Source organism: Pontibaca methylaminivorans (genome assembly GCF_900156525.1).
Taxonomy (GTDB): Bacteria; Pseudomonadota; Alphaproteobacteria; order Rhodobacterales; family Rhodobacteraceae; genus Pontibaca; species Pontibaca methylaminivorans.
On the sequence record NZ_FTPS01000001.1, the window covers coordinates 715,899 to 741,303 of the forward strand.

27 protein-coding genes and 1 tRNA gene are annotated in these 25,405 nt (G+C 67.7%); 17 read left to right on the top strand and 11 right to left on the bottom strand.

The window, feature by feature from the left end:
• Positions 1-110 precede the first annotated feature (110 nt).
• From fdxA to B0B01_RS03505, 4 genes are all read right to left on the bottom strand, one after another.
• A complete protein-coding gene (fdxA, locus tag B0B01_RS03490) occupies positions 111-449 on the bottom strand; it encodes a ferredoxin FdxA (RefSeq protein WP_076647447.1) in 339 nt (112 codons plus the stop codon).
• Between the two features lie 205 nt (positions 450-654).
• Positions 655-960 carry an RNA-binding S4 domain-containing protein gene (locus B0B01_RS03495; protein ID WP_076647450.1) on the bottom strand — a complete coding sequence of 102 codons (306 nt, stop codon included), beginning with the start codon at positions 958-960 and terminating at the stop codon, positions 655-657.
• A gap of 1 nt (position 961) precedes the next feature.
• Entirely contained in the window at positions 962-4,099 is a 3,138-nt protein-coding gene (locus tag B0B01_RS03500; protein WP_076647453.1) for a helicase-related protein, read from the bottom strand.
• Between the two features lie 54 nt (positions 4,100-4,153).
• The gene (locus tag B0B01_RS03505; RefSeq protein WP_076647457.1) at positions 4,154-4,738 is read right to left on the bottom strand and encodes a tetratricopeptide repeat protein; all 585 of its coding nucleotides are present in this window, start codon (positions 4,736-4,738) and stop codon (positions 4,154-4,156) included.
• Positions 4,739-4,834: 96 nt separating this feature from the next.
• On the opposite strand from B0B01_RS03505, the gene B0B01_RS03510 reads away from it, so the two are divergent.
• The 4 genes from B0B01_RS03510 (at position 4,835) to B0B01_RS03525 (ending at position 8,270) form a co-directional block, all read left to right on the top strand.
• The gene (locus B0B01_RS03510; RefSeq protein WP_076647460.1) at positions 4,835-5,125 is read left to right on the top strand and encodes an SCP2 sterol-binding domain-containing protein; all 291 of its coding nucleotides are present in this window, start codon (positions 4,835-4,837) and stop codon (positions 5,123-5,125) included.
• A 7-nt stretch (positions 5,126-5,132) separates the two neighbouring features.
• On the top strand, positions 5,133-6,089 hold the full coding sequence (locus tag B0B01_RS03515; protein ID WP_076647465.1) for an alpha/beta fold hydrolase: 957 nt from the start codon (positions 5,133-5,135) through the stop codon (positions 6,087-6,089).
• 109 nt (positions 6,090-6,198) lie between these two features.
• Complete coding sequence (locus B0B01_RS03520; RefSeq protein WP_076647468.1) at positions 6,199-8,019, top strand: M3 family oligoendopeptidase; 1,821 nt, start codon at positions 6,199-6,201, stop codon at positions 8,017-8,019.
• A 74-nt stretch (positions 8,020-8,093) separates the two neighbouring features.
• Positions 8,094-8,270 carry a hypothetical protein gene (locus tag B0B01_RS03525; RefSeq protein ID WP_234967696.1) on the top strand — a complete coding sequence of 59 codons (177 nt, stop codon included), beginning with the start codon at positions 8,094-8,096 and terminating at the stop codon, positions 8,268-8,270.
• A gap of 114 nt (positions 8,271-8,384) precedes the next feature.
• Here B0B01_RS03525 and B0B01_RS03530 read toward each other — a convergent pair whose 3' ends face one another.
• From B0B01_RS03530 to B0B01_RS03540, 3 genes are all read right to left on the bottom strand, one after another.
• Positions 8,385-8,657, bottom strand: a complete 273-nt coding sequence (locus B0B01_RS03530; protein ID WP_076647471.1) for a DksA/TraR family C4-type zinc finger protein — start codon at positions 8,655-8,657, stop codon at positions 8,385-8,387.
• A gap of 143 nt (positions 8,658-8,800) precedes the next feature.
• Positions 8,801-9,697, bottom strand: a complete 897-nt coding sequence (gene rpoH / locus B0B01_RS03535; protein WP_076647474.1) for an RNA polymerase sigma factor RpoH — start codon at positions 9,695-9,697, stop codon at positions 8,801-8,803.
• 184 nt (positions 9,698-9,881) lie between these two features.
• Positions 9,882-10,913, bottom strand: a complete 1,032-nt coding sequence (locus B0B01_RS03540; RefSeq protein WP_076647477.1) for an RluA family pseudouridine synthase — start codon at positions 10,911-10,913, stop codon at positions 9,882-9,884.
• On the opposite strand from B0B01_RS03540, the gene B0B01_RS03545 reads away from it, so the two are divergent.
• Positions 10,912-11,214, top strand: coding sequence for a DUF6476 family protein (locus B0B01_RS03545; protein ID WP_076647480.1), 303 nt, complete (start codon positions 10,912-10,914; stop codon positions 11,212-11,214). The two genes, B0B01_RS03540 and B0B01_RS03545, sit on opposite strands and share 2 nt — an antisense overlap.
• Positions 11,215-11,270: 56 nt before the next feature.
• Here B0B01_RS03545 and B0B01_RS03550 read toward each other — a convergent pair.
• Positions 11,271-11,347: transfer RNA gene (locus B0B01_RS03550), tRNA-His, on the bottom strand.
• A gap of 111 nt (positions 11,348-11,458) precedes the next feature.
• Between B0B01_RS03550 and B0B01_RS03555 the strand changes: the two genes are divergently transcribed.
• Positions 11,459-11,653 carry a DUF6324 family protein gene (locus tag B0B01_RS03555; RefSeq protein WP_076647483.1) on the top strand — a complete coding sequence of 65 codons (195 nt, stop codon included), beginning with the start codon at positions 11,459-11,461 and terminating at the stop codon, positions 11,651-11,653.
• Positions 11,654-12,051: 398 nt separating this feature from the next.
• Here the strand turns inward: B0B01_RS03555 and B0B01_RS03560 are convergent, their stop codons facing one another.
• The 3 genes from B0B01_RS03560 to B0B01_RS13000 are packed head-to-tail and all read right to left on the bottom strand — an operon-like array spanning position 12,052 to position 14,734.
• Entirely contained in the window at positions 12,052-12,780 is a 729-nt protein-coding gene (locus tag B0B01_RS03560; protein ID WP_234967697.1) for a response regulator transcription factor, read from the bottom strand.
• Positions 12,762-14,240: a sensor histidine kinase gene (locus B0B01_RS03565; RefSeq protein ID WP_083946020.1), complete on the bottom strand. Its 1,479-nt coding sequence runs from the start codon at positions 14,238-14,240 to the stop codon at positions 12,762-12,764. Before B0B01_RS03565 ends, B0B01_RS03560 begins: the two co-directional genes overlap by 19 nt.
• Positions 14,237-14,734, bottom strand: coding sequence for a hypothetical protein (locus B0B01_RS13000; RefSeq protein ID WP_076647487.1), 498 nt, complete (start codon positions 14,732-14,734; stop codon positions 14,237-14,239). The genes B0B01_RS03565 and B0B01_RS13000 overlap by 4 nt, the downstream gene beginning before the upstream one ends.
• A gap of 352 nt (positions 14,735-15,086) precedes the next feature.
• On the opposite strand from B0B01_RS13000, the gene B0B01_RS03575 reads away from it, so the two are divergent.
• The 11 genes from B0B01_RS03575 to B0B01_RS03625 all read left to right on the top strand — a co-directional run bounded on the left by B0B01_RS03575 (position 15,087) and on the right by B0B01_RS03625 (position 25,367).
• Positions 15,087-16,991: a methanol/ethanol family PQQ-dependent dehydrogenase gene (locus B0B01_RS03575; protein ID WP_234967698.1), complete on the top strand. Its 1,905-nt coding sequence runs from the start codon at positions 15,087-15,089 to the stop codon at positions 16,989-16,991.
• Positions 16,992-17,112: 121 nt separating this feature from the next.
• Positions 17,113-17,967, top strand: a complete 855-nt coding sequence (gene moxJ, locus B0B01_RS03580; protein ID WP_076647490.1) for a methanol oxidation system protein MoxJ — start codon at positions 17,113-17,115, stop codon at positions 17,965-17,967.
• Positions 17,964-18,497 (top strand): cytochrome c(L), periplasmic, encoded by a 534-nt coding sequence (moxG, locus tag B0B01_RS03585; RefSeq protein WP_076647493.1) that lies wholly within the window; start codon positions 17,964-17,966, stop codon positions 18,495-18,497. The genes moxJ and moxG overlap by 4 nt, the downstream gene beginning before the upstream one ends.
• Before the next feature lie 55 nt (positions 18,498-18,552).
• A complete protein-coding gene (locus tag B0B01_RS03590) occupies positions 18,553-18,864 on the top strand; it encodes a methanol dehydrogenase [cytochrome c] subunit (protein WP_076647496.1) in 312 nt (103 codons plus the stop codon).
• Positions 18,865-19,004: 140 nt separating this feature from the next.
• Positions 19,005-20,036 carry an AAA family ATPase gene (locus tag B0B01_RS03595; protein WP_076647499.1) on the top strand — a complete coding sequence of 344 codons (1,032 nt, stop codon included), beginning with the start codon at positions 19,005-19,007 and terminating at the stop codon, positions 20,034-20,036.
• Complete coding sequence (locus tag B0B01_RS03600) at positions 20,033-20,905, top strand: DUF58 domain-containing protein (RefSeq protein WP_076647502.1); 873 nt, start codon at positions 20,033-20,035, stop codon at positions 20,903-20,905. The genes B0B01_RS03595 and B0B01_RS03600 overlap by 4 nt, the downstream gene beginning before the upstream one ends.
• On the top strand, positions 20,902-21,732 hold the full coding sequence (locus B0B01_RS03605) for a nonribosomal peptide synthetase MxaA (protein ID WP_076647505.1): 831 nt from the start codon (positions 20,902-20,904) through the stop codon (positions 21,730-21,732). The genes B0B01_RS03600 and B0B01_RS03605 overlap by 4 nt, the downstream gene beginning before the upstream one ends.
• Positions 21,729-22,742: a vWA domain-containing protein gene (locus tag B0B01_RS03610; protein WP_076647508.1), complete on the top strand. Its 1,014-nt coding sequence runs from the start codon at positions 21,729-21,731 to the stop codon at positions 22,740-22,742. The genes B0B01_RS03605 and B0B01_RS03610 overlap by 4 nt, the downstream gene beginning before the upstream one ends.
• Positions 22,739-23,290 (top strand): hypothetical protein, encoded by a 552-nt coding sequence (locus B0B01_RS03615; RefSeq protein WP_076647511.1) that lies wholly within the window; start codon positions 22,739-22,741, stop codon positions 23,288-23,290. Before B0B01_RS03610 ends, B0B01_RS03615 begins: the two co-directional genes overlap by 4 nt.
• Complete coding sequence (locus tag B0B01_RS03620; protein ID WP_076647514.1) at positions 23,290-24,225, top strand: VWA domain-containing protein; 936 nt, start codon at positions 23,290-23,292, stop codon at positions 24,223-24,225. Before B0B01_RS03615 ends, B0B01_RS03620 begins: the two co-directional genes overlap by 1 nt.
• Positions 24,226-24,338: 113 nt before the next feature.
• Positions 24,339-25,367 carry a LysR family transcriptional regulator gene (locus tag B0B01_RS03625; RefSeq protein ID WP_159438953.1) on the top strand — a complete coding sequence of 343 codons (1,029 nt, stop codon included), beginning with the start codon at positions 24,339-24,341 and terminating at the stop codon, positions 25,365-25,367.
• The last annotated feature ends 38 nt before the right edge of the window (positions 25,368-25,405 follow it).

A 25,405-nucleotide genomic window follows, 5' to 3' on the forward strand; every position in this document is an offset into this window, starting at 1 on the left:
ACGAGAACCATCATTCAACGAGAAGTATAACATAAAAACCGCCTCGTCGGAAGCATTCAATCCGACGGGATCAGGGTGCCCCCAGGGGCGGCCCGCGCAGTCATGACGGGTCAGCCGCCCTCGCCCGGATTCTCGGAAAAGTATTTCTCGAGCTTGCCGCTTTCGCCGTCGCGTTCCTCGGCCTCGGGGAGCGGATCCTTCTTGCTGACGATCACCGGCCAGAGTTCGGCATATTTGCGGTTGAACTCCACCCATTTGTCCATGTCGGGCTCGGTATCGGGAAAGATCGCCTCGGCCGGGCATTCGGGTTCGCAGACTCCGCAGTCGATACATTCGTCGGGATGGATCACCAGCATGTTCTCGCCCTCGTAAAAGCAATCCACGGGGCAGACCTCGACGCAGTCGGTATATTTGCACGCGATGCAGTTGTCAGCGACGATATATGTCATGGGAGACTTTCCGTTTCACTTCTGCTGCCTAGCTAATTGCCTCGTCCGCGCTCTGCAAGCGCCGCCGGCCAATCAAGACCAGAAGTCGCATCCCGGCTGCGGGATTGGCCTGGTTTCCCCTGCGCCCGCCGGCCCGAGGCTGACCGTTCCGGCCGCTTCCCGAAATTCGCGCCGCGCCCCGCCACCCGGCCCGAAGGCGGGCGAATCAGGACGCCGGCCCGGGCTCCGGCACCGGAAGGGGCGAGAGCAGCTCGAACAAGGCGCGCGCCTCCTCGGCCGGGCCGCGGCGCAGACCGGGCGCGACCACGCGCACCACGACCACCTGCCGTCCCCGCGGAAAGGTCAGCACATCGCCTTCGCCGACCTGCTGCGCCGGCTTGGTGATTCGCTCGCTGTTCAGCCGCACAAGCCCCTCGCGGACCGCCTTTCCGGCAAGGCTGCGGGTGCGGAAGAACCTCGCATGCCAGAGCCACTTGTCGATGCGCAGCTTGCCGGCAGCCGGATCGGCCACGTCAGCGATTGTCCCGCAAAGCCATCAGCGCCTCGGCAAAGGGATTGTCCGGGTCGATCTTCTTGTCGCGCCGGGGCGGTTCGGCGGAATACTTGCGCGCCGCGCCATCCTGTTTCCCATCGGCCTTGCCGTCCGGCTTTCGCCCGCGCCCCTTGGCGGCGGCACCCTTGCCGCGTCCCCGCTCGCGCCCCTGACCGCTGTCGTCGCGCCGGCCGCGGTTGCGTTCCGCCCCCTTGTCGCGCGCGCCACCGCCGCCCCCCCGGGCCGGGCGCGAACGCCGCCGGGTAAAGGTGAAGAACACCTCGGTTTCGGGCTGGGTCGCTTCGCCGCGCGCCGCGGCAGCATCATTGGCCGGACCTTCACCAGAGTCCTCATCGGCTTCCTCGGGCAGATCGCCCATGGCCACATCGACCGGGGCCGAATCCTCGCGCAGCGCGGCATCGGCGGCCGCGCCAACCGGCACCTCGCCTTCGCTGACCGTCGGAATGTGGGAGCCGACCTCGATCCCCTCCCGTCCCTCGTCGATGCTCGGCGCGATGCCCTCGTCGGCAAGCGTTGCCGCCTCGGGCAGGCTGTCGGCGGCAGCGGGGGGCGGCCCGGCGTCGGGCGCGACCGGGGCCGCTTCGGCGCCGCGATCCATCACCGGGCGATCATCCGCGTCGGGTTCGGCCGGTTCGGCGGATTCGGCACCGTCGCCCGCCGCAGGCGCGGCCGGTTCCTCCTCCCCGGCGGGCGCCGGCTTTTCGCGCAGGCGCTCGCCGCGTTCGGCGTGGTAGCCGAGCCCCTGCATCAGGTCCGCGAACTGTTCGAGCGTCATGCCCGTGATCGACAGCATATCGGCGCTGGCCTCGAAACCGGCGCGCCCGTCTTCCGCGCGCAGCATGTCCGCCAGCCGCTCCAGCATGTCGATACGGATCGCGCGGGATCCGGCGGCATAATAGCCGCACATGGTATGATAGCCTTCCGGCACGTTCCCCGCCTCGGGGATCGTCACGAGCCCCGGCGGCGGCGCCTCGGGAAATTCATCGAGCCCCTGTGCCAGCCCCCAGAGCACGAGCCGCAGCCGCGTCGGCGCCGGCTTGAGCAGAAGCGGCATGAAGATCGTGAACTGACCGAAGCGCACCCCGTGCTTGCGAAGGGCCCCCCGGGCGTCCTGATCGAGGTCGCGCACCTCGTTGGCTACGCCCGCGCGGGGCAGGATGCCGAACGCCTCGACCATGCGGAAGGCAAAGCCGCGGGCAAGACCGGTCAGGCTTTCGTCGCGCTGGAGCAGAAGCAGCGGCTCGAACAGCGCGGCGATCTTGCGGTCGATGAAATGCTGCAGCCGGCGCTGCACCTTCTCGACGATCTCGGGGCCGGCCTCGTCATCGACAAAGGCCACGGCCTGCGGCCGGAGCGGATCCGCCCCCGCGACCAGCTTTCCGACCGCCGCATCGCCCCACATGAGCCCGCCCTGATCGGTAAAGTCGATCTCGGTATCGGGGCTGTTGTAGAAGCGGTCCGCCCGGAGCTGGAACTGCGGCCCGAGCGCCTGGAGCGCCGCCGACTTCACCGTCTTGTCGCCGATGCCGCCCTGGTTGCCGCCGCCGGCATTGCCCTCGCGGTCCGGTGAAAAGCGGAACCCGCTCAGCCGACCGACATATTCGCCCTCGACGGTCACTTCACCCTTGTCGTTCACTTCGGCCAAGAGGGCCTCCTTCTGCTTGAGCAGGCGCAGCAGCACCGACGTGCGCCGATCCACGAAACGTTGCGTCAGACGCGCATGCAGCGCATCCGACACCCTGTCTTCTACCGCGCGGGTTTCTTCACGCCAATGCTTTTCGTCACGGGTCCAGCCCCGCCGCTGCGCCACATAGGTCCATGTGCGGATATGCGCCAGCCGCCGGCTCAGCGTATCTATGTTCCCGTCGGTCCGGTCGATCTGCCGGATCTGGCGGGCCAGCCAGTCGTCGGCCAGCGCCCCGCGTTCATGCAGGCTGTTGAAGACAACCCCGAGCAGCGCCGCATGTTCCCCGTGGCTGATGCCGCGGAAATCGGGAATGCGGCACACATCCCAGAGCAGCCGCACCGACTGCGGATCGCTGGCGCGCGCGGCGACCTCGGCCTGCCCGGCAAGCGCCTTCAGCGCCCTCAGGTCGTCGGCCTCGCGGGCGCGGGTCAGGGATTCGTGCTGCGGCGCCGCCTCGAGCGAGGCGACAAGCTGCTCGGGGCTGCCGAAGCGCAGCGCTGCGCTGCGCCAGTTCAGCCGCCGGAGCGGGGTGAAGCGGTGATCCATGATCGCCTGCGCCACGCTGTCGTCCAGCGCATGGGCCTCGCCCGTGACGCCGAAGGTGCCGTCCGACATGCCGCGCCCGGCCCGGCCGGCGATCTGCGCAAGCTCATCCGCCGCAAGCGGGCGCATCCGCCGCCCGTCGAACTTGGTCAGCGAAAAGAACGCCACATGGTCGATGTCGAGGTTGAGCCCCATGCCGATCGCATCGGTCGCGACCAGGTAATCCACCTCGCCGTTCTGGTAAAGCGCGACCTGCGCGTTGCGCGTGCGCGGGCTCAGCGCGCCCATGACCACCGCCGCACCGCCCTTCTGGCGGCGGATCAGTTCGGCGATGCCATAGACATGTTCGACCGAAAACCCGACGATGGCGCTGCGCGGCGGCAGGCGCGACAGCTTTTTCGCCCCGGTATAGAAAAGCTGCGACATGCGTTCGCGATGCAGGAACTGCGCCTCGGGAACCAGCGCCGCGATGGGGCCGCGCATGGTGTCCGACCCGAGAAACAGCGTCTCGTGATGCCCCCGCGCCCGCAGCAGCCGGTCGGTGAAGACATGGCCGCGCTCGGGATCGGCGCAAAGCTGGATTTCATCCACGGCGACGAAATCGGTGCCGAGCCCTTCGGGCATCGCCTCGACCGTGCAGACCCAGTATTGCGTGCGCGGCGGCACGATGCGTTCCTCGCCGGTGACGAGCGCCACGACCGAGGGGCCCCGGATCGCGACGATCCGGTCATAGACCTCGCGCGCCAGAAGCCGCAGCGGCAGGCCGATCACGCCGCTGCGATAGCCCAGCATCCGCTCGATCGCGTAATGGGTCTTGCCGGTATTGGTCGGGCCGAGCACGGCCAGAACACGCGTTGCCCCGTTCATGATGCCGATCCGACCACCTTTCCCGCCGATTCCCGTTCCTGACGGGTGGCGAAGTCAAAGCTCCCGGCTGCCGACCGCCTGCTGGAGACGCCGGACCGCCGCCGCGATATGGGCATCCTGCGGTGCGATCGCCTGCGCCCGCCGATATGCCCGCAGGGCAGGCGCCTTGTCGCCAAGCTCTTCCAGGATCATGCCCAGACCGTAGATTGCGCGGTAGTTCGACGGATTCAAGGCCAGCGCGCGTTCCAGGTCGGACAGCGCCGGGCCGAACCGCCCGGCCTCGAACCAGGCCGAGGCCCGCAGGTGCCACCCTTCGGCAAAATCGGGCGCGTGATCGGTGAGCGCGCCCAGATGGTCGAGCGCGGCCCCCGCATCGCCGGTTTCGAGGGCGCGGCGGCCGCGTTCGAGCAGGAGATCCATGGCGGGCGATCCGCTCCGCGACCAGATGGCCTGCAGCCGCGCCTCGATCTGCGGCGCCCGTTCGGCATCGGCCTCGGCCAGTTCGGCAAGCAGCGCCGCCTCGTCAGCTGCATCCGCGCCGCCCTGCGCCGGCTGCGCGAGGCCCGAAGGTGGGGAAAACATGACTATGGCCGCCAGTGCCGCGAGGATAAGTTTGATGTTCGGGCCCTTCGTACTCATATCGGTGCCCAGTGTAACGCCGCAGGCGGTGGTTTCCAACGGGTTCGGCATCACTCGCCACCGATCCGGCACATCCGACAGACAGAAGGGACCAAGATGAGTGAATTTCTGAACGCCGCGGCCGCGAATCTGAACGACCGCGTGGCCGCCGGCGCCTTCGACGGCAGCGCCCGCTTCGACATCGAAGGCGAGGGCAGCCTCATTCTCGATGCAGAGGGCGCCCGCATCGCCGACGAACCGGCCGATGTCACGCTTTCGGCCGACAGCGACACGTTCCGCGCCCTGTTCGACGGCGATCTCGACCCGACCAGCGCCTTCATGTCCGGCAAGCTGAAGATCGACGGCGACATGGGCAAGGCGATGCAACTGGCGGCGCTCATCTCCTGACCCGGCCATGACGCCACGCCCGACCGATCCTGCCCCCTATCTGACCGACATGCCGGGGACGCAGCCGGCCGGTGAGGCATTCTGGCTGCGGACCGCCGACGGCTTGCGCATCCGCGTCGCGGTCTGGCGCCCGGCGCAGCCCCGGGGAACCGTGCTGCTGCTGCCCGGGCGGACCGAATATATCGAGAAGTACGCCGCCACCGCCGACGGCTTCCGGGAACGGGGGCTGGCCACGCTGGTGATCGACTGGCGCGGCCAGGGCCTGTCCGAGCGGCTCCTGCCGGAGCGGCGGCTCGGCCATGTGGAGCGATTCGCGGATTACCAGCATGACCTCGCGGCGGCACTGCTGTTTGCCCATGAACAGCATCTGCCCCTGCCCTGGCACCTGCTTGCCCATTCCATGGGGGGCGCGATCGGCCTGCGCGCGCTGATGGACGGGCTCGCGGTGCAGAGCTGTGCCTTCACCGGGCCGATGTGGGGCATCGCCATGCCCGCCATGCTGCATGCCTTCGCCTGCGCCCTGACCCGCGCCGCGTCCCTTGCCGGGCTCGATCACCGGCGCGCCCCGGGCACGGCGCTGCCGCCCTATGTCGAGCGCCACGCCTTTGCCGACAACACCCTGACCTCGGATCCCGAAATCTATGCGATGCTGCGCGCGCATGTCGCCGCCCATCCCGAGCTCGGCATCGGGGGGCCAAGCCTGCGCTGGCTGCGCGAGGCGCTTTGCGAATGCCGCGGCCTGCGCGCGCGCCCCTCGCCCCGCATTCCCTGCCGCGTCTTCTGCGGCGAGGAGGAGCGCATCATCGACCGTGCCGCCGTGACCGAGCGGATGCGGCGCTGGCCCGGCGGCGCGCTCGAGGTGATGGCGGGCGGGCGGCATGAACTCCTGGTCGAGCGCCCGCAGATCCGCGCGCCCCTGCTCGACCGGCTCAGTGCCCTGTTTTCCGGCGCCCCCGACCCCTGAGTCCCGATCCCGATCCGCGCCGCCTGCCACGATGCCCGCACGCGGCCGCCTTGTGCGGAACGGATCATGGGCCTAGATGTAGCGGCACCATTCATGTCCCGAGGTTTCCATGCTGCACCAGTCCCGCCCCTTCCGCGACGCCCAGGCCGATACCGGCGCACATCCATCAGGCGACCTTCCGGAATGGAATCTGGACGATCTCTACAGCGGCGAGGATGCGCCCGAACTCAAGCGCGATCTCGACTGGCTGGAAAAGGCCTGCGCAAGCTTCGCCGCCGATTACGAGGGCCGGCTGGCCGAACTCGACGCGGCCGGGCTTCTGGACTGCATCCTGCGCAACGAACGCATCGACGCGGTGGCGGGGCGCATCATGTCCTATGCGGGCCTGCGCCACTACCAGCAGACCACCGACGGAAAGCGCGCGAAGTTCCTCTCCGACTGTCAGGAAAAGATCACCAACTACACCACGCCGCTCGTGTTCTTCACGCTCGAACTGAACCGGCTGGACGACACCTTCCTGACCGAACGCTTCGCCGCGAATGCCGATCTCGCCCGCTACAAGCCGGTATTCGACCGCATCCGCAAGCTGAAACCCTATCAGCTCAGCGACGAACTCGAACGCTTCCTGCACGATCTCGGCGTGACCGGCGACGCCTGGGAGCGGCTGTTCGACGAAACCATCGCCGGCCTCGAATTCGAGGTCGATGGCGAGACGCTCAACATCGAGGGCGCGCTGAACCTGCTGACCGAACAGGACCGGTCCCGTCGCGAAGCCGGGGCGCGTGCCATCGCCCGCGTGCTGCAGGCGAATATCCGCACCTTCGCGCGGGTGCACAACACCCAGGCCAAGGAAAAGGAAGTGATCGACCGCTGGCGCGGCATGCCGACCGCCCAGACCGCGCGCCACCTTGCCAATGACGTCGAACCCGAGGTGGTCGAGGCGCTGCGCGAAGCGGTGGTCGCCGCCTATCCGCGGCTCAGCCACCGCTACTATCAGCTGAAGGCCCGCTGGCTCGGGCTCGACCGCATGGAGATCTGGGACCGCAACGCCCCCCTGCCGATGGAGGCCCCCCGCAGCATCGCCTGGACCGAGGCCCGTGACACCGTGCTCGCCGCCTACTCGTCCTTCGATCCCCGCATGGCGGACCTTGCGCAGCCCTTTTTCGACAAGGGCTGGATCGACGCGGCGGTCAAACCGGGCAAGGCCCCCGGCGCCTTCGCCCATCCGACGGTGACCGATGTGCACCCCTATGTGATGCTGAACTACCTCGGCAAGCCGCGCGACGTGATGACGCTCGCCCATGAACTCGGCCACGGGGTGCATCAGCGGCTCGCCGCGGGCCAGGGCGAACTGCTCTCGGCCACCCCGCTCACCCTTGCCGAGACCGCGAGCGTCTTCGGCGAGATGCTGACCTTCCGCCGCCTGCTCGACAACGCCCGGGACGAGGCGGAACGCAAGGTGCTTCTGGCCGGCAAGGTCGAGGACATGATCAACACCGTGGTGCGCCAGATCGCCTTCTACGACTTCGAGTGCAAGCTCCACGCGGCGCGGCGCCAGGGCGAACTCACTCCCGACGACATCAACGCGCTCTGGATGAGCGTGCAGGCCGAAAGCCTCGGCCCCGCCTTCAGCTACATGGACGGTTACGAAACCTTCTGGAGCTATATCCCCCACTTCATCCACTCGCCCTTCTACGTCTATGCCTATGCTTTCGGCGACGGGCTCGTGAACGCGCTCTATTCGGTCTATGCCGAGGGCGCGCCCGGTTTCCAGGACAAGTATTTCGACATGCTGAAGGCCGGCGGCTCGAAGCACCACAAGGAACTGCTCGCCCCGTTCGGGCTCGACGCCTCGGATCCGCGCTTCTGGGACAAGGGGCTCGGCATGATCGCCGGAATGATCGACGATCTCGAAGCCATGGAAAGCTGACGGCCATCGGCAACCAACCCGGCCAGCGCCTCGGCCAGGGCTTTCGCAAGCGCCTGCGCCGCTTCCGGGCCTGGGTGCGCCTGCGCGTGCCGCGCGGGCTGCGCGCCCTGCTCGGGCTGCTGCTGGTCGTCCTCGGCCTGTTCGGCTTCCTGCCGGTGCTCGGCTTCTGGATGATCCCGCTCGGCATCGCCATCGCCGCGATCGACCTGCGCCCGCTCTGGCGGCGCTGGCGTGGCGGACCCCGCCGCTGATCCGCACGGTCGTCCGGCCTTCTTCTGGCAGAAATATCCCGGGGGTGAATTGGCCGCAGGCCAAGAGGGGGCAGCGCCCCCTGCCTCGCTCCGCAACTTTTCCTGACGAGCGCTTCAGCGCAGCTGGCTGTCCTTGCTGGCGCGCCGGTTGATGCCGCCGCGGTCGCTGACGCGGCCATCGCGCTCCTGCTGGCATTCGATGCACAGCTTCACCCCCGGCAGCGCATGGCGGCGCTGTTCGGGGATCGGCTCCTCGCATTCCGCGCAATGGGTGCGGCTCTCGCCGACCTGGCGCTCTTGCTGCGCGCGCATCCGCGCCAGTTCGTCCGATATCGACGCTTCGATCTGTTCGTTCACGGCGCCATCGCGCGCCCAGCCCACTGCCATGTTTTCCTCCTCGCCACGCCGGTTCCGATCCGGCCCGACCGGGCCTCCGACAGGAAAGACCCTGCTCCAAGGATGGGCAGGGTCGCTCCGCTTTGCAAGACCGCCGTTGCCGGCGGCCGGCTGTCAGGGTCGATCGGGGCTGATCAGGCTTCGGCCATCATACCCTTCTCGCGGGCAAGATCGCGCATCTTCTTCTGGAGCTTCTCGAAGGCGCGCACCTCGATCTGGCGGATGCGCTCGCGGCTCACGTCATATTGCCCGCTCAGTTCCTCGAGCGTCAGCGGCTCGTCGCTCAGGCGGCGCTTGACAAGGATATCCTTCTCCCGGTCGTTCAGAACCTCCATCGCCTCAAGCATCAGCTCGCGCCGCGTTTCCATCTCGTCGCGCTCGGCATAATCGGCCGCCTGGTCCGCATCGTCGTCGGTCAGCCAGTCCTGCCATTCGAGCGCACCTTCGCTGTCCGCGCCCACCGTCGCGTTGAGCGAGGCATCCCCGCCGCTCATGCGCCGGTTCATGCTGACCACCTCGGCCTCGGTCACTCCGAGATCCTCGGCGATCTGCTTCACGTTGTCGGGGTGCATGTCCCCCTCTTCCAGCGCACCGATCCGGGCCTTGGCCTTGCGCAGGTTGAAGAACAGCTTCTTCTGCGCGCTGGTCGTGCCGAGCTTCACCATCGACCAGGAGCGCAGCACATATTCCTGGATCGAGGCCCGGATCCACCACATCGCATAGGTCGCAAGCCGGAAGCCCTTTTCGGGATCGAACCGCTTCACCGCCTGCATGAGGCCCACGTTCGCCTCCGAGATCACCTCGGCCTGCGGCAGCCCGTAGCCGCGATAGCCCATGGCGATCTTGGCCGCGAGCCGGAGATGCGACGTCACCATCTTGTGCGCCGCCTCGATGTCGTTTTCCTCGACCCAGCGCTTGGCCAGCATGTATTCCTCTTCCGGCTCGAGCAGCGGAAACTTGCGGATTTCCTGCATGTACCGGTTCAGCCCGCCTTCGGGCGTCGGCGCCGGCAGATTTGCGTAATTCGCCATCAATAGTCCCCCCTTCGGATTTCAGGGCAGGTTTTACCACTTAACATACTATATGCGTCAGGTTTCGTCGCATTCAATACACAATCAGGTTACGGACACGTCAAACGGGCCCGACCGGCAGCACCGTCGCGCCGCTTCTCCAGGGGATTTCCGCAAAGAACGGCGGGCGGAACGCCGCGCCCGTTCAGGGATGAACGCGCAGCGCCGCAACCAGGTCCGCCATATCGGGCGGCAGCGGGGCATCAAAGCGCATCTCCCGTCCGGTCACGGGATGATCAAAGCCAAGCCGCGCCGCATGCAGCGCCTGACGCGGAAACCCGCCGGCCATGGCCACCGCCGCCGGGTCGAGCGCCCGCGCCGTGAGCCGCCGCTGCCCGCCGTAAACCGGATCGCCGATCAGCCCATGGCCGCAATGCGCCAGATGAACGCGGATCTGATGGGTGCGCCCGGTCTCGAGCCGGCAGGCCAGCAGCGCCGCCACCGGCGGCACCCCGAACGCCTCGATCACCCGCACCCGCGTCACCGCATGGCGCCCGCCCTCGAAACGGACAGCCTGCTTCTGCCGCTCGGCCGGATGGCGCGCAAGCTGGGTGGTGATGCAAAGCGTATCGCCCGGCTCGAAGGACACCCCGCGGATGCCGCGCAGCCGGGGATCGCCCGCATCCGGCACGCCGTAACAGAGCGCACGATACTCGCGCTCCACCCGATGCGCGGCGAACTGCGCGGCAAGCCCATGATGCGCCGCGTCGGTCTTGGCCACGACCAGAAGCCCGCTCGTATCCTTGTCGAGCCGATGCACGATTCCCGGCCGCCTGACCCCGCCGACACCCGAGAGATCCGCGCCGAAATGATGCAGCAGCGCATTCACCAGCGTGCCCTCGCGCGATCCGGGCGCGGGATGCACGACCATGCCCGCCGGCTTGTCGATCACCGCGATATCGGCATCCTCGTGAATGACGCAAAGCGCGATGGGCTCCGGGGCGATCACGCTCTCCGCCGCCTCCTGCAGGGTGATATCGACCTCCGCCCCCGCAGTCGGGCGCAGCCGCGCATCGCGCACCACCTGCCCGTCCAACCGGACCGCCCCGTCCGCCAGCAGCCGCGCAAGCCGCGTGCGCGAAAGCGCCGCCGTCTCTGGCACATCGCGGGCAAGCGCCTTATCAAGGCGCGGCGGCGGATCCTCCGCGATGATGAACCTGACGCGACGGACAGCCATGACGCCCTCCCCGGATGCCACGGAAGAGCCCGCCAACCTGCGCTTCCTGCGCCGGCTGGTCACGACCCTCGCCGCGGTAATGATCGTCGGGCTTGTAATCGTGATCGTGCTGCTTGTCATCCGCCTCTCGACTCCTGCCGCCGTGCCCGCCCTGCCCGACACGATCACCCTGCCCGAGGGCGCCTCGGCGCAGGCCGTGACCATCGGGGCGGACTGGTATGGCGTGGTGACCGATGACGGCCGCTTCCTGATCTTCGACCGCACAAGCGGTGCCCTGCGCCAGAGCGTGACGCTGGACTGAGGCCACGGAACGCGGACACGCCCGGGCACCACAGAAAGACGAGGGATATCCGGAACTGGTACCGCCTCCCCGGCTTGAACGGGGGACCTCTGGATCCACAATCCAGCGCTCTAACCAACTGAGCTAAGGCGGCACGCGCCCGCGATGTAGCGGCGGCCTGCCTCGATTGCAAGGGCTTTCCCCACCGCGCTTGCGCTTCCATGCGCCAGGCGATAGCAGGACCGGCGAATTCAGGAGACCGGCCATGGGCATCAATACCGAGAGCGACATCGTCGCCAACCTGCAGATCGGCCCGACCGACAAGGGCATGGTGCGGCTGTTCGTCGAAGCCGGCGAGATCGAGATCCCGATGGATTTCGAACCCGAAGAGGCCGAGGAAATCGCCGAGGAAATCCGCGCCGCCGCGCAAAGCGCCCGGACCCGCAAGACCAGGGGCTGACCGCGCCGCCGGTTCTGCACCCGACCGGGCAATCGCGCGGCAGGGTTTCTTCTGGCCGGAAATATCCCCGCCGGAGGCCCCCGCCGCCGCAACCCGCGGCACCAGGGGGAATTAAGCCCCCGCCCGGGGGGATCCCGCGCGCCGATCTTCCGGCCGATCCCCGCACCACCCCTTGCCGCGGCGCCGCCGGCTGCCTATCTGTCTCGGCGTGGCGGGTTCTGCCCTTCGCGTGCGGCTGCATTCCAGTGGCCTTAAGCAACTCCGAGGGAGCTGGCTCTGTTCGGATCCTGGTCCGATTACCCGGCGCCCACCTGTACATACAGGTCCTCGGGAATCATCGCCCCACGGTTGCCGGCGGTCCCGTCACATGTCCGCCCGCGCCGAAGCAGGGGCGGCGCTCACATCTCCTCGAAATAACGGATGCCCTTGACCACCAGGTCGGCCAGATTCGATGCCCCGAGCTTTTCCCGCAGGGCAAAGCTCACGTTCGAGACGGTCTTGTAGCTGATACAGGCGCGGTTCGCGATCTCGCGATAGGGCAATCCGTCGGCGATCATGCCGAGGATCTCCTCCTCCCGCGGCGTCAGCCGGGAGCGGCGGCTCGCACCGCCCGACACGTTCATGAGCGCGATCTGCGTGGCCAGGCGGCTTTCGACGAAATTCCCCCCCGCAAGAACCTCGCTCAGCGCGGTCAGGATCTCTTCGGGGGGCGAATCCTTGTTGATGATCCCGTTCGCCCCCGCATGCAGGGCGCGGCGCGCGAGAACCGGGCTGCGATGCATGGTAAAGACGAGAATCGGCAGTTGCGCGTCCGAGCGCCGCAGGCGGCGGATCAGCTTGATGCCGGCGATCTTGTCCTCGCCGAGGGTCAGGTCGATCACCATCAGATCGGGCCGGTCGCGGCGCCAGGCGCGCCAGCCCTCGAGCGCGGTGGTGGCCGAGACGATCTCGCAGGGGAGCCGGGCGCGGATGATGCGCCCCCAGCCCTCCACCACCACCGGATGGTCGTCGATGACGACGATGCGCTTGAGCGGCGCGGAGCCCGCCCGGGTTCCGGTTCCGCTCCCGGCACCGGTCTGGACATCGGTTTCGGCTTCGGCTTCGGCGATCATGGCAGGAACAGGCATTGGAAGGGCATCCTCAGTTCGGTTATGGTCCATGCCCCGTCGCGGCAGGGGGCGACATAGGTGGCGCCGAGCGCGCGGGCGCGGTCGCGGATTCCGATCAGTCCGTAACCGTGCCGGACCGGAGCAGTCGGGGGGCCGCAGCCGTCATCGCTGACCCGCACCACGATCTGCGACACGCAGCCGGCATCGGACCCGTGGCCGGGGCTGCGCCGGATTTCCCCGCCCGGCCCGGGGCCATGTTCGGTGCGCAGGCTCACGCGGATGTTCCCCGCTTTCCCGTGACGCACGGCATTCAGCAGGCTTTCGCGCACGAAACGATAGATCGAGAGTTCGGAAAGCTCGTCCGAGTCGAGCACGCACTCCCCGGTCAGGCGGATGTTCACATCGGGCGCGATCTCGGAAAACTGCGCGATCAGTTCACCAAGCAGTTCGGTCAGCGACCCGTAACCCAGCAGCATCGGCCGCAGGGTGTTGATGGCGTCGCGGGCGCTGTCGCGCACCGCATGGGCGTGAATCTCGGTCGCGCGCAGCGCCTCGTCAAGCTGCCCGCGCCCCGCGCCGTTCACGCTCTGCACCGCATCGCGGGCCTCGGCCAGCGCCGCGTTCAGGGCAAACAGCCGCGGCCCCATCTCGTCATGCAGATCCGAGGCGATCTTGGCCCGTTCGGCTTCCGAAAGGGTCAGCAGGCGGGTCTGCAGCAGGTCGTTCTCGCGATGCTCCGCCTGCAGATGGGTCGCAAGGTCGTTGACCCCCCGCGCGAGGGCGGAAAATTCGGTCAGGCAGTCATCCGGGGCGCGGCAGCTCATGTCGCCGCGGCGCACCGCCGCCAGCGCGTCGAGCAGCCGCCGCAGCCGCCGCAGGATCAGCCGGTTGACCGCCACGATCAGCCCGACCACCCCGAACACCGCCATGACCAGCATGGGCACGACCAGGCGAAAATTGTTCCAAAGCTCCGTGATCCGCGCACTCGGGTCCGAAACGATCAGCACGTTGCTGGGAAGATTGGGGTGCGGAACCTGAATCTGGTCCATCTGCAGCGGCGGGCGCAGCAGCGCATCGAACCATTCGGGCACCTCGGGCGAGGACAGCACGCTGCCCACCGCCGGCGGCGCGGCGCGCGCGATGCGCCCCGGAAAGACGATATCGACCGCCACATGCGGCATGGCGCCGATTTCCTCGGCCACCCGCGTTGCCTCGCGGATCATCTGATGCGCGTCATGGGTAAAGGTCATCCGCTGCGCCGCCGCCTGCCGCGCGGCATGAAAGGCTGCCGCGGTTTCCGCCTCGATCGAACGGCGCGCGTTCAGCATGAGAACCGCCATCACCGCACCGCAGAGCGCAAGCCCGCCGAGAACGGAAAACGCGGTCGCCAGCCCGTTCAGCGACAGCCGCCGCTGCGGCACCAGCACCGCGATCCAGCGGATGATGTCCAGACCGAAACGGTCTTCGACATGAATCACGATCCTTCCCCGGTCGCCATCGCCACCGCCTCCGCATGGTTGCGCCCCTGCCGGCGCTGGACGCGATAAAGCTGGATCACCGCGGCGAGGCTGTCCTCGGCCCGGTGCCGGTCGGATGCGAGATCATCGAGCAACTGACGCAGGCCCAGCCCCGGCCCGTCGTTGCGTTCGATCTCGCGCCAGAGCTGCAGCACGCGATTGGCGATCATGCGCGGGCTCTCGCTGTAGTCGTCGCCCAGCCGCCGGAAACCCGGTGCGAGATCGTCACCGGCGGCCCCGCTGCGGCGCGCGAGAAAGACGAGAGGCGCCTCGGATTCCTCCACCCGCAGCCAGTCGTCGCCCCGCTCCGCCTCCGGCTCGCTGATGGCGGCGGTGCCGGGCTCGCTTTCTCCCGCGAGCGTCTCGTCCTCGTCCTCATAGCAGCCCGGCAGCATCAGCATCATGACCAGACCCACGGCCATGACCCAGTTGCCACCGGAGATTTCCTGACGCATGCCTCTGCCCCGCTGCGACAATGATTCGCGTTCATACTATAGCAGCGGTCTGGCAAAGAGCCCGGACATGACCTCGGGATTCGGCGGTTTCAAGCGGAAATGGCCGGATTTCGCCCTCTTCCCCTTTCTCTTTCCCCGGCAATCCGGGGCATTTCCCCCCTGCGGGATGGGACATTTGCCCCGTGCAATTCGAGGCGCATCGCCCAAAGACAGCCTTCCCCACTCTATGCTCCAATCAGGCTGCGCAGGACCGCTGCCGGCAGGGCACCGGTCAAGATGCAGGATTGCGCCGACCGGGAGGGGGGAGACTTCGGTCCGGTTCCGGGACGGCGCAGCAACGGGAGAGGATCATATGAAAATGACACTTCGCAAGGCGATGTTGCGTGCTTCGCCGCTGACCTTGCTCAGCGCGGTGGTGGTGGGCACGCTCGGGCTGCAGCCGGCACAGGCGAATGACAAGCTGATCGAGCTGGCCGAGGATCCGGCGAACTGGGTCATGCCCGGGCGCGACTATGACGAGCGCAACTATTCCGTGATGGACGAGATCAACAAGGAGAACGTCGGTTCGCTGCGTCCGGCCTGGTCCTTCTCGACCGGGGTGCTGCACGGCCACGAGGGCACGCCGCTGGTGGTCGATGGCAAGATGTATGTCCACACGCCGTTCCCCAACACCGTCTTTGCGCTCGATCTGGACGATCCGGGCCGGATCCTGTGGCAGAACAAGCCGCAGCAGGATCCGACCGCGCGCACCGTGGCCTGCTGTGACGTGGTGAACCGGGGCCTGGCCTACTGGCCCGGGGATGACGACATGGGGCCGCTGATCTTCCGCACCCAGCTTGACGGGCATATCGCCGCGCTCGACGCCGAAACCGGCAAGACCGTCTGGATGATGGAAAATGCCGACATCAGGGTCGGCGCGACCCTGACCATCGCCCCCTATATCATCCGGGACATGGTGATCGTCGGCAGTTCCGGCGCAGAGCTCGGCGTGCGCGGCTATGTCACCGCCTATGACGTCAAGACCGGCGAAAAGCGCTGGCGCGCCTATGCTACCGGCCCCGATGAAGAGCTTCTCCTGGCCGAGGACTTCAACGAGCCGAACCCGCATTACGGCCAGTTCAACCTCGGCACCGAGACCTGGGAAGGCGACGCCTGGAAGATCGGCGGCGGCACCAACTGGGGCTGGTATGCCTATGACCCCGACGAGGACATGTTCTATTACGGGTCCGGCAACCCCTCGCCCTGGAACGAGACCATGCGGCCCGGCGACAACAAGTGGACCATGGCGATCTGGGGCCGCGATGCCGAAACCGGCGAGGCCAAGTTCGCCTACCAGAAGACCCCGCATGACGAATGGGACTATGCCGGCGTCAACGTGATGATGCTGTCCGAGCAGGAGGACGCCGAGGGCAACACGCGCAAGCTGCTGACCCACCCGGACCGCAACGGCATCATCTATACGCTCGACCGCACCAACGGCGACCTGATTTCGGCCGACAAGATGGACGATACGGTCAACTGGGTGAAGGAGGTGCAACTGGATACCGGGCTGCCGGTGCGCGATCCCGAGTTCGGCACCCGCATGGACCACAAGGCCCGCGACATCTGCCCGGGCGCCATGGGGTATCACAACCAGGGCCACGACAGCTATGACCCCGACCGCAAGCTGTTCATGCTGGGGATCAACCACATCTGCATGGACTGGGAACCGTTCATGCTGCCCTACCGCGCCGGCCAGTATTTCGTTGGCGCCACGCTCAACATGTATCCCGGCCCCAAGGGCGACCGGCAGAACGGTCTCGGCCTCGGCCAGATCAAGGCCTACAACGCCATCAGCGGCGAAATGGCCTGGGAGAAGATGGAGCGCTTTGCCGTCTGGGGCGGCACCATGGCGACCGCCGGCGGGCTGACCTTCTACGGCACGCTCGACGGGTTCATCAAGGCGCGCGACAGCGACACGGGCGAACTGCTGTGGAAGTACAAGCTGCCCTCGGGCGTGGTCGGCCATCCGATGACCTATACCCATGACGACCGCCAGTATGTCGCCATCTACTACGGTGTCGGCGGCTGGGCCGGTGTCGGGCTGGTGTTCGACCTCGAGGATCCGACCGCGGGCCTTGGTGCCGTGGGCGCCTTCCGCCGTCTGCAGGAATTCACCCAGATGGGTGGCGGCGTGATGGTGTTCTCGCTCGACGGCGAAAGCCCCTACACCGACGACGTCAATCTCGGCGAATACGCGGACGACGACGAAGCCTGATGATCGAGGGACGCACCGGGCGGCGCATCCTGCCTCGCCCGGTGCCGTTCGCGAGAACGGGTGACGTTCGGAAAGTGACGGAAAAAGACATGACAGTCAGAGATATGACGGAGCAAGCGACATGAGCACGAGACTTTCGTGCCTGCTGGGCAGCGCGGCACTGGCCCTTACGACGACAGCGGTTGCGGCCCAGGATGCCGAAGACAGCCTGCGCGTCTGCGCCTCGACCGATGATGCCCCCTATTCGACCGCCGATCGGGACGGGTTCGAGAACCGCATCGCCGAGGTCATCGCCGACGAGGCCGGGATGACGCTCGAACTGGTGATGATCGACCAGCCCGGAATCTTCCTGTTCCGCGACGGTATCGACGCCGGCACCTGCGATGTGCTGATGGGCGTCGACGAAAACGACGACCGGCTTCTGGTCAGCGAACCCTATTACCGGTCCGGCTATGCCTTCGTCAGCCGCGAGGACCGCGACTTTCAGGGCGAGAAATGGGAGGACGTGGACCAGGAGGGATATGAGACCTTCGCCTATCGCTACTACACCCCGGCCGAAACCATCCTGAAATATACCGGCCGCTACGAATACAACCTTGTCTACCAGGCATCGCTGACCAATTTCACCGACCGGCGCAACCAGTACACCCAGGTTCCCGCCCGGCTCGTGGTGAGCGAGGTCGCGGACGGCAATGCCGATCTCGGCATCATCTTCGCCCCCGACGCGGGACGCTATGTGCGCGATTCCCGCACCCCGCTCAGGATGACGCTGATCACCAATGACATCGAACGGTCGGACGGGGTGATCATCCCGCTGCAGTTCAACCAGGCGGTCGGCGTATCGAAGGACCGGCCCGGGATCCTGGAAACCGTGCAGGATGCGCTGAACAGCGGACAGGACCGGATCGAAGCCATCCTCGACGAGGAAGGCATCCCCACCCTGCCGCTGGACAAGACAGACAAGGACGAGAAATGAGAAAACTATCGCTGGCAGTTGCGGCTTTCGCGCTCGGCACCACCGCGGCCATTGCCGAGCAGCAGTTCTATCACACCACCGAAGGCACCCCGCTGGATCTCGATCTGGCCAGGGAAGAAGGGCGCGACACCGAGGCCGTCAAGGAATTCCTCGACACCGGGGTCAACATCTATGTCGAGGATCCCGAAGTCCTTCCCGAGGGCGAAGACCTGTACCTGACCATGTGCTCGGGCTGTCACGGCCATTACGGCGAGGGCAAGATCGGCCCCGGCCTGAATGACGCCTACATGAGCTACAGAAGCAACGAAACCGATGTCGGGCTGTTCTCGACCATCTTCGGCGGCGCGTCGGGCCAGATGGGGCCGAACTACAGCACCCTGACGCTGGACGAGATCCTCAAGGTCATGGCCTGGGTGCGTCATCTCTATGTCGAGGATCCGGCCGATGCCGTCTGGCTGACCCCGGAACAGCGCGAGGAATTCACACCATTCGACCCGGATGCGGACGGCGGTGGCGACAGCGAGGAGTAACCACCCCGGCCCGTTCCGGCCAAAGCGGCTCAACATGGAGAAGGAGGAGACGACCATGAAACTGACACTGCTCGGCATTGCTGCTGCCGTTGCGCTGGCGACACCGGCGCTTGCCTATGACGGCACCAACTGCAAGGCGCCCGGAAACTGCTGGGAGCCGAAACCGGACTATCCCGAAACGGTCGAGGGCTCGAAATACGACCCCCAGCACGACCCGGCCGAAGTCTCGAAACAGGGTGATTCACTGGCCGCCATGGACGAACGCAACCAGTGGCGGATCTGGAACATGAAACAGACCGGCGATTTCGTCTATGACGTGAACAAGATCCCGGACTACGAGGAAGGCTCCGCCCCGCCGAGCCAGTGATCGCGGCCCCGCGGGATCGCCCCTGAAACAGGCAGTCCACGAGGTTCGTGCCGTGCGCGTCATGCGCTCCCCCGGCGCAACGCCTCCCCCTGGCGGCGTGTGCGGCACGGACCCTGCCCTTTGCGGAAGACGAACAATTCATGTCGGACAAGGACGACCCGGCCACCGATGACTGGCGGCAGCGCTTTCGCGCGGCCGAAGCCGAACTCGGGCACATCATTCTCGGCCAGCAGCGGGTGATCCGCCTGCTGCTGCTTTCGGTGCTGGCGCGCGGCCATGTGCTTCTGGCCGGGGATGTCGGCACCGGCAAGACGACGCTCCTGCGGGCCATGGCGCGGGCACTCGGCGGCCCCTTTGCCCGCATCGAGGGCACGGTCGATCTGCTGCCCAGCGACCTGATCTATGACGCCCATCTCGACGACCAGGGCCGCCCCCTGATCGAGCCGGGGCCGGTGTTGTCGCGGGGCGAAGACCTTGCCGTTTTCTTCTTCAACGAAATCAACCGCGCCCGGCCGCAGGTTCATGCCCTGCTGCTGCGGCTGATGGCCGAGCAGAGCCTCACCGCCTTTCGCCGCGAACACCGCTTTCCCCATCTCCAGGTCTTTGCCGACCGCAACCAGATCGAGCGGGACGAGACCTTCGAACTGCCGGCCGCCGCCCGCGACCGGTTCATGTTGGAAATCGAGGTCGGGCTGCCGCAGACGCGCGAGGACCGCATCGCGCTTGCCTTCGACACCCGCTTTCACGACACCGACAGCCTGATTTCCCATGTCACCGAAGGGTCGCTGCCCTATCGCGGGCTGAACGGGCTGGCGCGCGAGGTTCAGGACCGGGTGCATGCAAGCGAGGCGCTGCAGCGCTACGTGTTCGACCTTTGCGATGCGCTGCGCGACCCCGGGGCAGCGGGGCTTTCGATCGAGGGCGCCGACGCGGAGCGGCTTGTGCGCGGGGGCGTCAGCCCGCGCGGCATGCAGTCGCTCGTGCGCGTGGCCCGCGCCGCCGCCTGGATCGAGGGGCGCGACATGGTGCTGCCGCAGGACGTGCGCGCGGTGTTCCAGCCGGTCATGGCCCATCGCACGTTCCTCAATCCCGCCTATGAACCGCGCCGGGAGCTTCTGGTTCCGGCGCTGATCTCCGCCGCGTTCGACGCGATCCCGGTTCCGGCGCAATGACCGCCGGGGGGGAAGAACTTTATCTGTTCGACGCGCTCGCCTGGCGGCTTGGCCGGCGCCAGCCGGGCCAGCACGAGGGCGCGCATCGCGGGCGGATGCGCGGCAGCGGCGATTCATTCGCCGACATCGCGCCGCTGCTCGCCTATCCCGATCCGCGCCGGCTGGACATACGCCGCTCGCTCACCGATCCTTTCGGCGGCTTTTTCGTGCGCCGTTTCGAGCGCCGCACCGACATCGCCCTGCATATCCTGCTGGACGGATCGGCCTCGCTCGGGGCGGGGGCGGCGTCGGACCGTCAGGGGCTGGCGGCGCTGCTCGCGGGGGGGCTCGCGCAGGCCGCGCGCCGGGGTGGCGACCGTGCCGCGATACAGGTCATCGGCGGCGAGCAGGTGCTGTTCGAGGCGCCCGCGACCCGCCGCCCGGGCCTGGGCGAGGAACTCCGCGCCGGAATCAATGCGCTGCAGCCCGCAGGCCGGGGCACGGCGGGGCTCATCCGTGCGGCGGAGGCCCTGCCGCTGCGGCGCGTGCTGGTGGCGCTCGTGTCAGATTTCGATCACGGGGCGGATGAACTCGACCACTTGCTCGGCGCGCTGACACCGCGCCCGGTCCTGCCGTTCTGGCTGCGCGACAGCGGTCTGGAAAACCCGCCGGGCCGGCCCGGCCTCGCCGAGGCACGCGACCCCGAGACCGGGCGCCGCCACACCGTCATCACGGGCCGCAAATGGGCCGCCCGCCAGCAGGAGGCCGCGCGGGAGCGCCGCCGCGACCTGCGCCGTGTGTTCTCGAACCACGGGCTGCGCGCGGTCGAGATCCGCGACAGCATCGACATCGACCACCTGGTCGCGGCGCTTGGCGAGGGGCTGCCATGAAATGGCTGATGGTCCTTGCCCTGCTGCCGCTTCCGGCCCTTGCCCAGCCCGTGATCGAGGCCGAAAATCCGCGTCATCATGGCTGGTGGCTGGGCGATGAGCTGATCCAGCGCCTGCATGTCCCCCTGCCCGAGGGGGTCATGATCGAAAGCGCGAGCCTGCCGCGCCCGCGCGCTGTGGATTACTGGCTCGACCTGCGCGAGGTGACGACCCGGAGGACCGAAAACGGCGTCGATGTGACGCTGCGCTGGCAGAATTTCTATGCGGCGATGGAACCCAAGCTGCGCGAAGTGCCGCCCTCGCCGATCCGCCTGTCCGACGGCACGGAAACGACGCTCCCCGGCTTTGAATTCGTCACCTCGCCGATCCATCCGATCATGATGCGGCCCGGCCCGGACGAAATGATGCCCGATCCCGTCTATCGCCTGATCGACGCGCGCCCGAACCGGATCGGGCTGGCGCTCATGGCGCTCGTGTTCGTGCTGACGCTCGCGGTTCTGGCCTGGCATCAGGCATGGTGGCCCTTTCATGCCCGCCCGGCGCGCCCCTTTACCCGTGCCGCGCGGCAGATGGGCCGGGCGAATGACGCGGGCGCGCAGCGCCGGCTGCTGCATCGTGCCTTCGACGCCGCGTTCGGGCGGGTGCTGATCGGGGCGGACCTGCCCCGGTTTCTGGCCGCGCGGCCCGAATTCCGCCCGCTCGAGGATCGGCTGGCAACGTTCTTCCACGACTCGGATGCCGCCTTCTTCGGCGCCGGACAGCAGGTCACGGGCGAGGCGCCCACGCTCGCCCGTGACCTCTCGCGCATCGAGCGGGGGCAGCGATGATCGCCTTCGGCCTGCCGCAGATGCTGTTCGCCCTGCCCCTCGCGCTGTTGCCGCTGGTCGCGCGCTGGCTGCGGGCGTCGGATGTGCCGCGGCTCGACCTGCGCCCCGCCGACCAGGCATCCGGTATCATCGACCGGGCGCTGACCGGTTCCGGGATGCTGGCGATCGCGGCGCTGGTTACAGGGCTGGCCGATCCCCATCTTGCAGGCGGCACGGTCAGCTATCGCGGCAAGGGCACGAACCTTGTGCTGCTGATCGACCGCTCGGCCAGCATGGACGACACCTTTGCCGGGCTCCGCCCGGATGGCGAGAACGAAAGCAAATCGGTCGCGGCGCGGCGGATCCTGCAGGATTTCATTGCCGAACGCCCGGACGACCGCATCGGCATTGCCGCCTTTTCGACCTCGCCCATGCAGCTTTTGCCGATGACCACCGACCGCGCCGCGATCCGCGCCACGATCGACGCCCAGGGCGAACGGGGCCTGTCGCAGACCGATGTGGGGCGCGGGCTCGCGCTCGCCATGGACATGATGCAGGATGCCTCGATGCTTGGCTCGCGCGCGGTGGTCATGGTCTCGGACGGGGCCGCCGTCATCGCCCGCGAGGTGCAGGAACAACTGCGGGAGATGGCGCTTGAACAGCAGGTGAACCTTTACTGGCTTTATCTGCGCAGCGCCGGCGACAAGAGCATCTTCGACAAGGGCAAGCCCGGCGAACCCGACACGCCGCAGGCACGGCCCGAACGCCACCTGCACCTGTTCCTGCAGCGGCTGGGCGTGCCCTACCGCGCCTTCGAGGCCGAGGATTCCGAAGCGGTCCAGCAGGCGGTGGACGAGATCGGCAAGCTCGAGGCCAAGCCGATCCTGACCGAGCACAGCGTGCCGCGCCGCGATCTCGACTGGATGTTCTATCTGGTGGCGGCGCTCGCGGCGGCGGGGCTTACGCTCGCGCGCTGGGTCGAACGCCCGTTTGCGCCGCGCCGCCCCGAACCGCTCATGAGGTCGCGATGAGACGTCTGGCGCTGATCCTGATGCTTCTGATCCTGCTCGCTTCGGGCGCCGGAATCGCATGGTTCGCCCATGGAGCCTGGGGCGACTGGCGCGACAATTCCGACATCCGCGCCATGGCGGCCGGGCGGCAGGCGGTGCCGCGCGAGAATGCCGATGCGCGGGCGATTCAGGGGCGCGTGCTGTACCTTGCACATCGCGACCTGCTGACCGAGGCGCTCGAGGTGCTGCCGCTGCTGAGCGATGCGCCCCCCGCGCTTCTGGCCGAAGCACGATATGCGATCGGCAATTCGCGGCTGCGCGGCGCCTTCGTGACGCTTGAAACCGGAATCATCGACGACGCCACCCCCGAGGTGAACCTTGCCAAGTCCGCCTATCGCGCGGCGCTGCGGGCCAGACCCGGGGACTGGAACGCCAAGCTCAACCTCGAACTGGCCATGCGGCTGGTCCGCGACCTTCCCCGCCCCGAAGCCGAGGGCGAGAGCGACCCCGACACGCGCCCGCGCCGGCTCTGGACCGATGTGCCGGGGATGCCGCGGGGTGGCCCGTGATGCGCCGGATCCTGCCGCCGCTGATCGTGACCGCGCTGGCGCTGCTTGCCGCCTTCCGCCCCGGATTCCTGCGCGAACAGCGGGTGAGCGACGCGCTGGTGATCGTGGACATCACCCGTTCGATGAACGTGCGCGACATGGGCGGGGAATCGCGGCTCGATTACACGCGCCGCGCCATGCGCGACTGGATCGCCACCCGCCCCTGCGGCAGCCGGATCGGGCTTGGCGTGTTCACCGAACGCCGCAGCCTGACCCTGTTCGAGCCGATCGAGGTCTGCGAGAGCTTTGCCGCGATCGAGGGTGCGCTGTTCGGGGTCGACTGGCGCATGGCCTGGGATGGCGACAGCATGATCTCGAAGGGGCTGAACTACGCGGTGGAGCGGGCGGCGGAGCTCGACGTGCCGCTGATCTTCATCACCGAGGGGCAGGAATCGCCGCCGCTGCCCTATTCCGGCGCCGACCCGTTCCGGGGCGACAGTCCCGGCGGGCTCGTGCTTGGCGCCGGCGGCGATACGCCGGCACCGATCCCCTTTTACGATGACCTCGGGCGCGAGGTCGGATTCTACGGACCCGAGGATGTGCAGCACGCCCCGGCCCGGATCGGCCCGGCGCCCGAGGACGCATCCGAGCGCCCCGGCTATCACCCCCGCAACAACCCCTATGGCGAATCCGATCTGGAGGGGTCCGAGCATCTGTCCGAACTGCGCATGTCCTACCTTCAGGACCTGGCGCAGGAACGCGGGCTCGGTTTTCTGCGCGTCGATGCCGGCACGGCAGCGATCGACCGCGCCCTGGCCGAAAACGCACCGCAGCACCTGGTTCGCGCAAGGCAAAGCCTCTCGCCGCCCGTCGCCCTGGCGGCGCTGATCCTGCTGGTCGCGGCCTGGGTGCCGGCGCTTACGCTGCCGCGGCTCCGCCGGCAGGCGCCGGCATGACCCGGCCGATGCCACCCCGCGAGGCGAGCCGCGCGGATCGGGTCGCGCAATCGCCCGGTGCCGCCCCGTCGGGAAGGCCGGGCCGGAGGCCGGAAAGGAAGAGGCAGAAGGCAATGGATGATCGCAACGAGGCCGATACGGACGACGCTGCATTCGGCCAGAGCATGATCTCGGGCGGGGGCGTCACGCTTCGGCGACTTCAGATTTTCATCGTGGTCGCCTATTGCGAGACCCTGACCCGGGCGGCAAAGCAGCTTGGCCTTGCGCAGCCGTCGCTGTCGCAGCAGATTTCGGCGCTGGAACAGGCGCTCGGGATGCAGCTTTTCGACCGCCGCTCGAACCGGATGGAACTGACCGGCGAGGGGCACAAGGCGCTCGCGCTGGCCGAACGGGTGCTGAACAGCATGCAGGCGCTCGAGGACGGGGTTCGCGCCATCGGTTCGGGCGCGCGCCAGACGATCCGGGTGGCGGGGCTGAGCTCGGTCCTGCGGGTGCTGCTGCCGCCCGCGCTCGAGGCGATGCCGGGCGCGACCACGGGACTTGATTTCGACATTCACGAAAGCGCGCCGGCCGATGTGCTTGATCTGCTTTACGGCCGGCATGTGAGCCTCGGGCTCGTGGCCTCGGAATCGATCGAGGCGCCGCCCGCCGGATTCCAGATGGTGCCGATCATGACCGATCCGCTGGTGCTGGCGGTGCCCGGGCATCTTGACCTTGCGGGAATGCGCGACCCGGCCGAGGACCTTTGCGCCGATGACCTCGCGCTGCTTCATCGCACCGTGCAGTTCGTCTTTGGAACGCGCACCGGCGACGGGGTGCGCGAATGGTACGGCCGCGCCCTGCCCCGCAGCCGGATGCTGGCACAGGTGCGCAGCTATGAAAGCGCGCTCGCGCTCGTGCAGCAGGGGCTCGGCATCTGCGTCGTGCCGGTGCTCGCCACGAGGCTCGGCGGCAGGGTGGCCGAGAACCTCCGCCTTTACCGGACCGGGCTCGAACCGCGCCACATCGTTGCGATCCTTCCGTCGCAATATCTGCACAACCCGACCTATTCGGCCCTGATCGAGGCGCTCCAGCGCGCGGCCGGGCGTCTTTCGGGGGCGCCCCTGCATGATTGCCCGCCGTTCATCGGGGCCGCGTTATAGGCAAACCCTATGGGAGCGATAGATGGACATTGGACAGG

What these genes read in the sequence shown, in the direction of transcription:
- fdxA (WP_076647447.1), bottom strand. Translation starts at nt 449, where the DNA reads ATGACATATATCGTCGCTGACAACTGCATCGCGTGCAAATATACCGAC.
- moxG (WP_076647493.1), top strand. Translation starts at nt 17,964, where the DNA reads ATGAGAAAACTATCGCTGGCAGTTGCGGCTTTCGCGCTCGGCACCACC.
- B0B01_RS03540 (WP_076647477.1), bottom strand. Translation starts at nt 10,913, where the DNA reads ATGGCTGTCCGTCGCGTCAGGTTCATCATCGCGGAGGATCCGCCGCCG.
- rpoH (WP_076647474.1), bottom strand. Translation starts at nt 9,697, where the DNA reads ATGGCGAATTACGCAAATCTGCCGGCGCCGACGCCCGAAGGCGGGCTG.
- B0B01_RS03610 (WP_076647508.1), top strand. Translation starts at nt 21,729, where the DNA reads ATGATCGCCTTCGGCCTGCCGCAGATGCTGTTCGCCCTGCCCCTCGCG.
- B0B01_RS03620 (WP_076647514.1), top strand. Translation starts at nt 23,290, where the DNA reads ATGCGCCGGATCCTGCCGCCGCTGATCGTGACCGCGCTGGCGCTGCTT.
- B0B01_RS03555 (WP_076647483.1), top strand. Translation starts at nt 11,459, where the DNA reads ATGGGCATCAATACCGAGAGCGACATCGTCGCCAACCTGCAGATCGGC.
- B0B01_RS03605 (WP_076647505.1), top strand. Translation starts at nt 20,902, where the DNA reads ATGAAATGGCTGATGGTCCTTGCCCTGCTGCCGCTTCCGGCCCTTGCC.
- B0B01_RS03530 (WP_076647471.1), bottom strand. Translation starts at nt 8,657, where the DNA reads ATGGCAGTGGGCTGGGCGCGCGATGGCGCCGTGAACGAACAGATCGAA.
- B0B01_RS03575 (WP_234967698.1), top strand. Translation starts at nt 15,087, where the DNA reads ATGAAAATGACACTTCGCAAGGCGATGTTGCGTGCTTCGCCGCTGACC.
- B0B01_RS03590 (WP_076647496.1), top strand. Translation starts at nt 18,553, where the DNA reads ATGAAACTGACACTGCTCGGCATTGCTGCTGCCGTTGCGCTGGCGACA.
- B0B01_RS03545 (WP_076647480.1), top strand. Translation starts at nt 10,912, where the DNA reads ATGACGCCCTCCCCGGATGCCACGGAAGAGCCCGCCAACCTGCGCTTC.
- B0B01_RS03510 (WP_076647460.1), top strand. Translation starts at nt 4,835, where the DNA reads ATGAGTGAATTTCTGAACGCCGCGGCCGCGAATCTGAACGACCGCGTG.
- B0B01_RS03505 (WP_076647457.1), bottom strand. Translation starts at nt 4,738, where the DNA reads ATGAGTACGAAGGGCCCGAACATCAAACTTATCCTCGCGGCACTGGCG.
- B0B01_RS03515 (WP_076647465.1), top strand. Translation starts at nt 5,133, where the DNA reads ATGACGCCACGCCCGACCGATCCTGCCCCCTATCTGACCGACATGCCG.
- B0B01_RS03615 (WP_076647511.1), top strand. Translation starts at nt 22,739, where the DNA reads ATGAGACGTCTGGCGCTGATCCTGATGCTTCTGATCCTGCTCGCTTCG.
- B0B01_RS03520 (WP_076647468.1), top strand. Translation starts at nt 6,199, where the DNA reads ATGCTGCACCAGTCCCGCCCCTTCCGCGACGCCCAGGCCGATACCGGC.
- B0B01_RS13000 (WP_076647487.1), bottom strand. Translation starts at nt 14,734, where the DNA reads ATGCGTCAGGAAATCTCCGGTGGCAACTGGGTCATGGCCGTGGGTCTG.
- B0B01_RS03560 (WP_234967697.1), bottom strand. Translation starts at nt 12,780, where the DNA reads ATGCCTGTTCCTGCCATGATCGCCGAAGCCGAAGCCGAAACCGATGTC.
- B0B01_RS03595 (WP_076647499.1), top strand. Translation starts at nt 19,005, where the DNA reads ATGTCGGACAAGGACGACCCGGCCACCGATGACTGGCGGCAGCGCTTT.
- B0B01_RS03600 (WP_076647502.1), top strand. Translation starts at nt 20,033, where the DNA reads ATGACCGCCGGGGGGGAAGAACTTTATCTGTTCGACGCGCTCGCCTGG.
- B0B01_RS03500 (WP_076647453.1), bottom strand. Translation starts at nt 4,099, where the DNA reads ATGAACGGGGCAACGCGTGTTCTGGCCGTGCTCGGCCCGACCAATACC.
- B0B01_RS03625 (WP_159438953.1), top strand. Translation starts at nt 24,339, where the DNA reads ATGGATGATCGCAACGAGGCCGATACGGACGACGCTGCATTCGGCCAG.
- moxJ (WP_076647490.1), top strand. Translation starts at nt 17,113, where the DNA reads ATGAGCACGAGACTTTCGTGCCTGCTGGGCAGCGCGGCACTGGCCCTT.